This window comes from Pseudomonas sp. NPDC089741 (assembly GCF_044748825.1).
Lineage (GTDB): Bacteria > Pseudomonadota > Gammaproteobacteria > Pseudomonadales > Pseudomonadaceae > Aquipseudomonas > Aquipseudomonas helmanticensis.
On record NZ_JBIVGT010000057.1, the window covers coordinates 1 to 10,601 of the forward strand.

General features: G+C 59.7%; 7 protein-coding genes and 2 tRNA genes. 5 read left to right on the forward strand and 4 right to left on the reverse strand.

All coding sequences use genetic code 11. The annotated features are described in order from the left end of the window. Positions 1–1,050 (forward strand): adenylosuccinate synthase (locus ACIPZE_RS28210; RefSeq protein WP_400776689.1); only part of this gene is annotated, 1,050 nt, incomplete at its 5' end. 140 nt (positions 1,051–1,190) lie between these two features. Next, positions 1,191–3,125 carry a methyl-accepting chemotaxis protein gene (locus tag ACIPZE_RS28215; RefSeq protein WP_129388305.1) on the forward strand — a complete coding sequence of 645 codons (1,935 nt, stop codon included), beginning with the start codon at positions 1,191–1,193 and terminating at the stop codon, positions 3,123–3,125. A 71-nt stretch (positions 3,126–3,196) separates the two neighbouring features. On the opposite strand, the gene ACIPZE_RS28220 is transcribed toward ACIPZE_RS28215, so the two are convergent. From ACIPZE_RS28220 to ACIPZE_RS28235, 4 genes are all read right to left on the reverse strand, one after another. Next, positions 3,197–4,762, reverse strand: a complete 1,566-nt coding sequence (locus tag ACIPZE_RS28220; RefSeq protein ID WP_400776692.1) for an ABC transporter permease — start codon at positions 4,760–4,762, stop codon at positions 3,197–3,199. Then, positions 4,762–5,772 (reverse strand): extracellular solute-binding protein, encoded by a 1,011-nt coding sequence (locus ACIPZE_RS28225; RefSeq protein WP_400776695.1) that lies wholly within the window; start codon positions 5,770–5,772, stop codon positions 4,762–4,764. Before ACIPZE_RS28225 ends, ACIPZE_RS28220 begins: the two co-directional genes overlap by 1 nt. Positions 5,773–6,064: 292 nt before the next feature. Next, positions 6,065–6,151 (reverse strand) — tRNA-Leu (locus ACIPZE_RS28230). 181 nt (positions 6,152–6,332) lie between these two features. Further along, positions 6,333–6,419, reverse strand: a tRNA-Leu gene (locus ACIPZE_RS28235). Between the two features lie 226 nt (positions 6,420–6,645). On the opposite strand from ACIPZE_RS28235, the gene rnr reads away from it, so the two are divergent. From rnr to rpsF, 3 genes are all read left to right on the forward strand, one after another. Next, positions 6,646–9,276 carry a ribonuclease R gene (gene rnr, locus ACIPZE_RS28240; RefSeq protein ID WP_129388314.1) on the forward strand — a complete coding sequence of 877 codons (2,631 nt, stop codon included), beginning with the start codon at positions 6,646–6,648 and terminating at the stop codon, positions 9,274–9,276. After that, positions 9,273–10,037: a 23S rRNA (guanosine(2251)-2'-O)-methyltransferase RlmB gene (gene rlmB, locus ACIPZE_RS28245; RefSeq protein WP_400776697.1), complete on the forward strand. Its 765-nt coding sequence runs from the start codon at positions 9,273–9,275 to the stop codon at positions 10,035–10,037. Before rnr ends, rlmB begins: the two co-directional genes overlap by 4 nt. Positions 10,038–10,310: 273 nt before the next feature. Further along, positions 10,311–10,601 (forward strand): 30S ribosomal protein S6 (rpsF, locus tag ACIPZE_RS28250; protein ID WP_400776698.1); only part of this gene is annotated, 291 nt, incomplete at its 3' end.

Consider the following 10,601-nt stretch of genomic DNA (forward strand, 5'->3'; position numbering starts at 1 on the left):
CTGCGCGAGATCACCAAGCTGGAAGAGAAAGGCGTACCGGTGCGCGAGCGCCTGCGTATCAGCCCGTCCTGCCCGCTGATCCTGTCCTTCCACGTGGCGCTGGACCAGGCCCGTGAAAAAGCCCGCGGCGAGCTGAAGATCGGTACCACCGGTCGCGGCATCGGCCCGGCTTACGAAGACAAGGTTGCACGTCGTGGCCTGCGTGTTGGCGATCTGCTGAACATGCCGCGCTTCGAAGACAAGCTGCGTGAACTGGTGGATTACCACAACTTCATGCTGGTCGGTTACTACAAAGAGCCGGCTATCGAGTTCGAAAAAACCCTCGCCGAGTGCAAGGAATACGCTGAGCTGCTGAAGCCGCTGATGCTCGACGTCACTGCCGAGCTGCACGACCTGCGTCGCGCCGGCAAAGACATCATGTTCGAAGGCGCCCAGGGTTCGTTGCTCGACATCGACCACGGCACCTACCCGTACGTGACCAGCTCCAACACCACCGCAGGTGGCGTGGCGACCGGTTCGGGCGTTGGCCCGATGTTCCTCGATTACATCCTCGGCATCACCAAGGCTTACACCACTCGCGTCGGTTCGGGTCCATTCCCGACTGAGCTGTTCGACGAAGTCGGTGCGCACCTGGCCAAGCAAGGTCACGAGTTCGGCGCTACCACCGGCCGTGCCCGTCGTTGCGGCTGGTTCGATGCCGTTATCCTGCGTCGCGCGATCGATGTGAACAGCATCTCGGGCATCTGCCTGACCAAGCTGGACGTCCTCGACGGCCTGGAAACCATCAACATCTGCGTCGGTTACAAAGACGCGCAAGGCAACGCCGTTGCCCCGACCGATGCTGACAGCTACGTAGGCCTGCAGCCTGTGTACGAAGAAGTGCCGGGCTGGACCGAATCGACCGTGGGCGCCAAGACCCTGGAAGAGCTGCCAGCCAACGCTCGTGCCTACATCAAGCGCGTTGAAGAGTTGATCGGCGCGCCGATCGACATTATTTCGACGGGCCCGGACCGCAACGAAACCATCGTTCTGCGTCATCCGTTTGCTTGATAAGTTGTTGATGTAAAAAAACAAAGGCCCCTTGATCGGGGCCTTTGTCGTTTATGCCTGTTGGACGGCATGACCTTTGCTGTGAATCTTCCTACAAGAGTGCCATCAAATTAATGGCGTCAGAAGTAGAGGTATTCACAGTGTCGGCCGTTCTCTCACTGTTACAAAGCCGTTTGTTGCGCCCGGTATTCGTTACCCTTGGTATCGCCCTTTTGGTGCAAGTGCTGGTTGCCGTCGCCCTGACGCGGAGCACTGTCACTGCGCTGGAAGCTGATTTGGCCGTGCGCCTCGGTGCCGACAGTCAGAAACTCTCCGGCGAACTGGAGCAGGCCGGACGTGAAGTCACGTCGAGCCTGGACAACCTCTCGAGCAGTACCCGTCAGCGTCTGACTGCGGGTTTGTCCACGCGTCTGAAGGACGAGCAGGTACAACTGCGTGCGACCCTGGAAAAGGATCTGAAAGATTCGGCCAATGACATGGCTCAATTACTCGCCTCCGTCGCGCCGCGCGCGATGTGGGACAGTGACGTGCCGACCCTTTCCGAATTCGCCCGTCGTGCTCAGCGCAATCCAAATGTGCTGTTCGTGGTGTATGACGACGCCACCGGTCAGCACCTGACCCGTTATCTCAACCGCGAAAACCCGATCAACAAGGCCTTGCTGGAAAAAGGTCAGGGCGAGCGTGCGCTGGATAAAGTGCTGGATGCGGCGAAACACGATCCGTCGGTCTACTACCTCGAAGCCTCGATCAATCCCAATGGTGTGGAAATCGGCAAGGTGCTGATGGGGGTTTCCACGGCTTCGGTGGACACCGATCTGGCGGCGCTGGATAAACGCTTCTCGGCGTTGATCGCCAGCAGCGATCAACTGGTCGGCGCGAGCCTGCAAGGGGCGGCGGCGGACAGCGCCAAAGCAATGCAGGCGCGCCTGCAGTCGGCGCAAGCCACCGCGGTCGAGATGAAATCCAACACCGCCAATACCGTTCAGGAAGCCGCAGCGACCCTACGCTGGCGAATCGGCATGGGTCTGGCACTGGTGGGTTGCGGCGTGTTGCTGTTACTGGCCGTGGTGCTCGGCCATCGCGTGGTCAACCGCTTGAAGATGCTCAACGCGGCCATGGACGATCTGGCAGCGGGCGAGGGCGACCTGACCAAGCGTGTACAGATCAACAGCAAAGACGAAATCGGTGACATGGCCTCGGCGGTCAATCGCTTTGTGGATAAGTTGCAGCCGATCGTGCGCGAGGCGGGCGATGTTGCGCAGCGAACCGGTGTCGAGATTGGCGCAATGACCTTGCGCAATGCTGGCGCCGATGCGGCCGCCGGCATGCAGCGTGATGAAGTGGCGGAAAGTCTGCGCGCACTCTCGCAAATGGCCGATGAGGCGCAGTCGGAAAGCCACGCGATGCAGGCGGCGCTGAAGCAGGTGGTGGATATCCGTCAGGCCACTGACGAAAACACCCGCACCTCGGCCAAAGTCGGCAATTTGATCGAAGCGCTGGCCGGGCAGGTCGATACCGGAGCCAAGGTAATCGAGCGCCTGGCGCAACAGAGTGAGCAGATTGAAGTGGTGCTGACGGTGATTCACGGGATTGCCGAGCAGACCAACTTGCTCGCCTTGAACGCGGCGATCGAGGCGGCGCGTGCCGGTGAAACCGGGCGGGGTTTTGCGGTGGTGGCCGACGAAGTCCGGGCACTGGCGAGCAAGACGCAAAGCTCCACCGGCGACATTCAGGCGCACATCGTCGCGTTGCAGCAGGGCGCGCGTGAAGCGGTCGAGGCGATTGGTCAGGCCGGGCGTCAGGCCAGCGAAGGTTTGCTGGTGTTGCGCGACAGTGCGCGGTTGCAGCAGTCGGTGCAGGTGTCGGTCGAGCAGGTGCATGCAGCGATTGGTCTGGCAACGCAAGCGGCGGCGCATCAGGCGCAGGGTGCACAGGCTGTGCGCGGGCGGGTCGAGACCATTCATGCGCAGGCCGAGAAAGCGGCGCAGGCGGTGGTGGAGACCACGGCGAGCGGCAAGGTGCTGGATGGTCTGGCGGCGCAGCTCAAGGCGAGCTTGGGACAGTTCAGGGCTTAAGATCAAAAGATCGCAGCCTGCGGCAGCTCCTACATTGATCTCCTGTAGGAGCTGCCGCAGGCTGCGATCTTTTAGCGGCTCAGATACATCCGGGTCGTCAGCAGATACACAGGCAATCCGGACACCAATATCAACAACGCCGCATAAGGCGCCGCCGCCGCAAACTCGACATTCGCGGTATGCGCCCACACTTCGGTCGCCAGCGTATTCAGCCCGGTCGGGCTCAATAGCAACGTCGCCGTCAGTTCCTTCATTGCATCGAGAAACACCAGCGCAAACGCCGCGCCCAATGCCGGGAAGATGATCGGCAGCGTCACCCGGCAAAACGCCGTGAACGACGAAGCGCCCAGCGTGCGTGCAGCCTCTTCAAGTTGCGGCGCAGCCTTGTTCAGGGCCGTGCGGATCGGCGCCTGTGCCAGCGGCAGAAACAGCAGCGCATAAGCGATCAGCAACAGTCCCGACGTCTGGTACAGCGCCGGCACGTAATGCAGGGCGAAATACACCAGCGTCAGCGCAATCACCAATCCTGGCAGCGCATGCAGCAGATAAGGCAGGCGTTCGGCCCAGATCGCCAGTTGGCCTTTGTAACGCACCACCAGCAACCCGACCGGCACCGCCAGTGCCAGGCACAACGCCGCGCCGCCGAGCGACAACGCCAGCGACGACAGCAAAGCCTCAGTGATCGCCGCCACCGGGAATGCCGCCGATGAGCCGACCGCTAGCCAGTACGCCAGCATTCCCAGCGGAATACCGCTGCCGACAATCGCCAGTATCAGGCAGTACAACTGACCGACCGTGGCCCATGGCCCCAGTCGAACTTGCTCGGCCTGACGCGCTGCGCCTTGACCGGTGCGCACATGTCGACCCTTGCCGCGCACGCGCAATTCCAGCCACAACAACAGCAGACACAACGCTAGCAAAACGGCCGAAAGCATCGCCGCGTTGGCGTTACTGAATTCCAGTTCGAATTGTTGGTAGATGGCAGTGGTGAAGGTTTGCAGGCCGATGATCGACAAGGCGCCGAACTCCACCAGCATGTGCAAGGCAATCAACAGCGAACCCGCCAAGAGCGACGGCCAGAGCAGCGGCAGGGTGACGCGAAAAAACACCCCCCAACGATTCTGCCCGAGGGTGCGGGCGGATTCTTCAAGGGACGGATCAAGATTACGCAGGGTGGCCGCCACTGGCAGAAAGATCAGCGGATATTTCGACAGGCTCATCACCAGAATCGCGCCGCCAAGCCCTTCGAACTGCGCGCTCAGCGATACCCAGGTGAAACTGCTGACAAACGCCGGCACCGCGAACGGCAGGCAGAGGATCACGCCCCACAAGCGTCGGCCCGGCAGATTGCTGCGTTCCAGCAGCCAGGCCAGCGACAGGCCGATCACGCCGCAAGTGAGCGTCACACCGACCATCAATGCCAAAGTGTTGCGCAGCAAGCCGAACACATACGGGCGCCACAACAAATGCAGCGCCTCGGCCCAGCCGGCCTGCCAGGCTTTGAGTCCGACGTACGCCAGCGGCAACAGGCTCATGACCACCAGCAGCAACACCGGCAGTACCAGCCAGATCGATGGCCGCTTGCGCTTTGGCACATAACCCCCGCGCGCGGCGGGGGCGGATAACGATGCGGCCATCAGTTCAAGCCAACTTCACGTTCCAGCTCAAGTGCTTCTTCGGCATTGCCCAGATCGGCCGGTGTTACGTTCGGCGCTTCCAGTTCGCTGAACGGCTTGAGCCCACGATCCGATTCCATGCCTTTGTGCAGCGGGTATTCGGCGGTGGTCTGGGTGATCACGCGCTGGCCTTCTTCGCTGGCCATGTAGGCGAGGAATTGCTGGGCTTCTTTTGGATGCTTGCTGGATTTCAGCACGGCCGCGCTGGATACGGTGATCAAGCCGCCGACGTCGCCGCCGCTGAAGTAGTGCAGCTTGGAGTCGAGTTTGCCTTTTTCGCGTTGCAGGGCGAACCAGTAGTAGTTGTTCACCAGCACGGTGGCGACTTCGCCGTTTTCCACAGCTTTGAGGGCGACCATGTTGTTGCTGTAGGTCTTGCCGAATGCGCGCAGGCCGGTCAGCCATTCTTCGGCGGCGTCGCGACCGTGTATTTTGATGATCGCCACGGCTTGTTCCTGAAAGGCGCCGCTGGTCGGTACGAAGCCGACTTTGCCTTGCCATTTCGGGTCGGAAAACTCCATTACCGATTTTGGCAGGTCTTTTTCGTCGACCAGTTTCGGGTTGTAGGCGACCACGCGAACGCGCGCCGTCACGCCGATCCAGGTGCCGTTACCGGCGACGTATTTTTCCGGCAAAACCGCCAGGGTGGCGTCATCGGTTTTGGCCAGCAGGCCCAGTTCGCCAAGGTTGTTCAGCGGCGGCGATTCTTCGGTGTAGATCACGTCGGCGGGGGAGCGCCCGCCTTCTTCGATGACCTGGCTGGCGAGCTGATTGCTGCTGCCTTTGCGGACATTGACGTGAATGCCGGTCTTGGCTTCGAAGGCTTTGGCGATCGCGTCGCCGACTTCCTTGTGCTGGCCGTTGTAGAGAGTCAGGGAAACCGCATCGGCAGCCTGGGTGAGGGGAGTGGCGAGCGCCAGGCCGAGGAGGGTGAAGGTCAGGCCTCGGCGCAGGGTATTTCGAAACGTCATTCGCAGGGTTCCTCACTGTCGCATTGCAAAAACTTGCAACAATGATAAACGATATTGTTTCTCAAGTGCGCCTTGCGAGACGCTGCCAGCTCTGATGCGGCGTATGCGTTCAACCGTAGGAGCTGCCGAAGGCTGCGATCTTTTGATTTTGCTCTTTGGAAAAACAAGATCAAGAGATCGCAGCCTTCGGCAGCTCCTACATGGAGATATCAGGGTTTCTGGAGGGCAGAAACGCAAAAACCCGCTTTCGCGGGTTTTTGTGAAATCCAGGGCCGTAACCTTGGATTTGAATTGGTGCCCAGAAGAAGACTCGAACTTCCACGACCGTAAGGTCACCAGCACCTGAAGCTGGCGTGTCTACCAATTTCACCATCTGGGCAATCATCGCGAGCGTTGCCGCTGTTGATGTGGCGCACTATACGGAGCGCCTTTTGATCTGTAAACCCCTGATTTAATTTTAATAAATCGGTTTTAAGAAAACCCGGGCTTAGAATGCAAAAAACCCGCTTTCGCGGGTTTTTGTGTGAGTCTTGAAACTGATCTAGTCTCAAACTCGAAATTGGTGCCCAGAAGAAGACTCGAACTTCCACGACCGTAAGGTCACCAGCACCTGAAGCTGGCGTGTCTACCAATTTCACCATCTGGGCAGTATCGGCAACGCTTGTACGTCGTCGATGGCGCGCACTATACGGAGCGTCTTTTTAACTGTAAACCCCTGTCAGCAAAAAACATGATTTTTTTTACCAGCGGTGTTCAAAACGGCTTCTCAGTGTCGATACAGGGCCTCTGTTGGGCCTTATATAGTCGGAAATTTCCCGTTTCATGGCGCCTATGCCAAACTAACCCGCATATAGACAAGGTGAAAACTCTCTAATGGCCGATTGGCAGTCCCTCGATCCCGAGGCCGCTCGTGAAGCGGAAAAATATGAAAACCCTATTCCTAGCCGCGAACTGATCCTGGCGCATCTCGCCGATCGGGGTTCGCCTGCTGCCCGTGAGCAACTGGTTGAAGAATTTGGTCTGACCACAGAAGACCAGATCGAAGCCCTGCGCCGCCGCCTGCGCGCCATGGAGCGCGACGCTCAACTGATCTACACCCGTCGTGGCACGTATGCGCCGGTCGACAAGCTTGACCTGATCCTCGGCCGCATCAGCGGCCACCGTGACGGTTTCGGCTTCCTGGTGCCGGACGACGGCAGCGATGACCTGTTCATGAGCCCGGCACAAATGCGTCTGGTGTTCGACGGTGACCGTGCGCTGGCACGTGTTTCCGGTCTTGACCGTCGCGGTCGCCGCGAAGGCGTGATCGTCGAAGTCGTGTCGCGTGCGCACGAAACCATCGTCGGTCGCTACTTTGAAGAAGGCGGCATCGGTTTTGTCGTCGCTGACAACCCGAAGATCCAGCAAGAAGTGCTGGTCACCCCGGGGCGCAATGCCAACGCGCAGATCGGTCAGTTCGTCGAAGTGAAAATCACCCACTGGCCGACGCCGCGTTTCCAACCGCAAGGCGATATCGTCGAAGTGGTCGGCAACTACATGGCGCCGGGCATGGAAATCGATGTTGCCCTGCGCACCTACGACATTCCGCACGTTTGGCCTGAAGCCGTGCTGAAAGAAGCGGCCAAGCTCAAGCCGGAAGTCGAAGAGAAAGACAAAGAGAAGCGCGTCGATCTGCGCCATCTGCCGTTCGTCACCATCGACGGCGAAGATGCTCGCGACTTCGACGATGCTGTTTATTGCGAAGCCAAACCGGGCAAGCTGCGCCTGTTCTCCGGCGGCTGGAAGTTGTACGTGGCGATTGCCGACGTTTCCAGCTACGTGAAGATCGGTTCGGCGCTGGACAACGAAGCGCAAGTGCGCGGCAACTCGGTGTATTTCCCCGAGCGTGTAGTGCCGATGCTGCCTGAGCAACTGTCCAACGGCCTGTGCTCGCTGAACCCGCACGTCGATCGTCTGGCCATGGTTTGCGAGATGACCATCTCCAAGTCTGGCGAAATGACCGACTACTGCTTCTATGAAGCGGTGATCCATTCCCACGCTCGTCTGACTTACAACAAAGTCAGCGCGATGCTGGAAACGCCTAAAGTCACCGAGGCGCGTCAGCTTCGCGGTGAGTACAACGACGTTCTGCCGCACCTCAAACAGCTTTATGCGCTGTACAAGGTGCTGCTGGCTGCTCGTCACGTACGTGGCGCGATCGATTTCGAAACGCAGGAAACCCGAATCATCTTCGGTACCGAGCGCAAGATTGCCGAAATCCGTCCGACCACCCGTAACGACGCGCACAAGCTGATCGAAGAATGCATGCTGGCGGCCAACGTCGCCACTGCTGAATTCCTCAAGAAGCACGAAATTCCTGCGCTGTACCGCGTCCACGATGGTCCGCCACCGGAGCGTCTGGAAAAACTCCGCGCCTTCCTTGGCGAGCTCGGCCTGTCCCTGCATAAAGGCAAGGATGGCCCATCGCCGAAGGACTATCAGGCACTGCTGGCCAGCATCAAGGATCGCCCGGATTTCCACCTGATCCAGACCGTGATGCTGCGTTCGCTGAGCCAGGCGGTGTATAGCGCTGACAATCAGGGCCACTTCGGCCTGAATTACGAAGCCTATACCCACTTCACTTCGCCGATCCGTCGTTACCCGGATTTGCTCACGCACCGCGCAATCCGCAGCGTGATCCATTCGAAACAGGACACCCCGCACGTTCGTCGTGCCGGTGCGATGACCATTCCGAAGGCGCGCATCTATCCGTACGACGAAGCGGCGCTGGAGCAACTCGGCGAGCAGTGCTCGATGAGCGAGCGCCGTGCCGACGAAGCGACCCGCGACGTGGTGAACTGGCTCAAGTGCGAGTTCATGAAGGATCGCGTGGGCGAATCGTTCCCGGGTGTGATCACCGCCGTGACCGGTTTTGGCCTGTTCGTCGAGCTGACCGATATCTACGTCGAAGGCCTGGTGCATGTCACCGCGCTGCCGGGTGACTACTACCACTTCGATCCTGTGCATCACCGCTTGGCGGGCGAGCGCACCGGTCGCAGCTTCCGCCTTGGCGATACCGTTGAAGTGCGCGTGATGCGCGTTGACCTCGACGAGCGCAAGATCGACTTCGAGATGGCTGAGAAAACCATCAGCGCGCCGATCGGTCGCAAAAAACGCGGCGCTGAAACTGCCGCGCCAGCCGCCAAGGAAAAAGCCGAAGCGGCGCCAGCGAAAACTGCTGGTCGCCGTCCGGCCAAGGAAAAGGCTGCCGAAGCCTATCGCCCAAGCGACGCCGTGGCGAAAAACGCCGAGCTGCGCAAAAGCCGTGAAATGAAGAAAGCTCTGCTTTCCGACGCCAAAAACGGTGGTAAAGCGGCGCCTGGGGGAAAGACCGGGCGGTCGGCGCCTGAAAAGGCCTCCGGCGGCAAGCCAGCGAAACCGAGCAAACACCGTAAAGGCCCGCCAAAAGCGGGTGCTGCTCCAGCCAAAAGTGGCGGGGCGCGTAAACCGAAGGCGAAGTCATGAGTCAGTTGGAAAAAATCTACGGTGTTCACGCGGTAGAAGCGTTGCTGCGTCACCACCCGAAACGCGTCAAGCAGATCTGGCTGGCTGAAAGCCGCAACGATCCGCGCGTGCAGACCCTGGTTGAGCTGGCCAACGAAAATCGTGTCCAGGTCGGTCAGGCCGAGCGCCGCGAAATGGACGCCTGGGTTGAAGGCGTTCACCAAGGCGTGGTTGCGGAAGTCAGCCCGAGCCAGGTCTGGGGCGAAGCAATGCTCGACGAGTTGCTCGACCGCACTGACGGCGCGCCGCTGTTGCTGGTGCTCGACGGCGTGACCGATCCGCACAACCTCGGCGCCTGCCTGCGTTCGGCCGATGCGGCCGGTGCGCTGGCGGTGATCGTGCCGAAAGACAAGTCCGCGACCTTGACCCCGGTGGTGCGTAAGGTTGCTTGCGGCGCGGCAGAAGTGATTCCATTGGTTGCGGTGACTAACCTCGCCCGCACCTTGGAAAAACTTCAGCAGCGCGGTCTGTGGGTTGTCGGCACGGCAGGCGAAGCCGAGGTCAGCATCTACGACCAGGATCTGACTGGCCCGACCATTCTGATCATGGGCGCCGAAGGCAAAGGCATGCGTCGCCTGACCCGCGAACACTGCGACTACCTGGTGAAACTGCCGATGGCCGGTAGCGTCAGCAGCCTTAACGTCTCGGTCGCGACGGGCGTCTGCCTGTTCGAAGCTCAGCGTCAGCGCGGCGTAAAAGCCAAGTCAGCCGCGAAGAAATAACCCCTGTAGGAGCTGCCGCAGGCTGCGATCTGTTGATCTTGTCTTTAAAACAAAATCAAAAGATCGCAGCCTTCGGCAGCTCCTATAGGTGTCTCTCGGTGATTGTTCAAATAATCACCAATTGCCTTGCACCTCTTCCATCCCTTCTCTACAATTGCGCCCCTTGCTGTGACGGCAGGCACGCATGTGCCCCGCGCCAGCAAGTCCATAAGTGTCATTCACTCCTTGTCTGACCGTTTTTGAGCGGCAGGCTACAACCCGTAAGGAGCATTCATGCGTCATTACGAAATCATCTTTTTGGTCCACCCGGATCAAAGCGAGCAAGTCGGCGGCATGGTTGAGCGTTACACCAAGCTGATCGAAGAAGACGGCGGCAAAATCCACCGTCTGGAAGATTGGGGCCGTCGTCAACTGGCCTACGCAATCAACAATGTTCACAAGGCTCACTACGTGATGCTGAACGTTGAGTGCACTGGCAAGGCCCTGGCCGATCTGGAAGACAACTTCCGCTACAACGATGCAGTGAGCCGTACCCTGGGCAGCCGTCGCGACGACGCCGGAACT

Coding starts and splice junctions, on each gene's coding strand:
- rlmB (WP_400776697.1), top strand. CDS start 9,273: ATGAGTCAGTTGGAAAAAATCTACGGTGTTCACGCGGTAGAAGCGTTG.
- rnr (WP_129388314.1), top strand. CDS start 6,646: ATGGCCGATTGGCAGTCCCTCGATCCCGAGGCCGCTCGTGAAGCGGAA.
- ACIPZE_RS28225 (WP_400776695.1), bottom strand. CDS start 5,772: ATGACGTTTCGAAATACCCTGCGCCGAGGCCTGACCTTCACCCTCCTC.
- ACIPZE_RS28220 (WP_400776692.1), bottom strand. CDS start 4,762: ATGGCCGCATCGTTATCCGCCCCCGCCGCGCGCGGGGGTTATGTGCCA.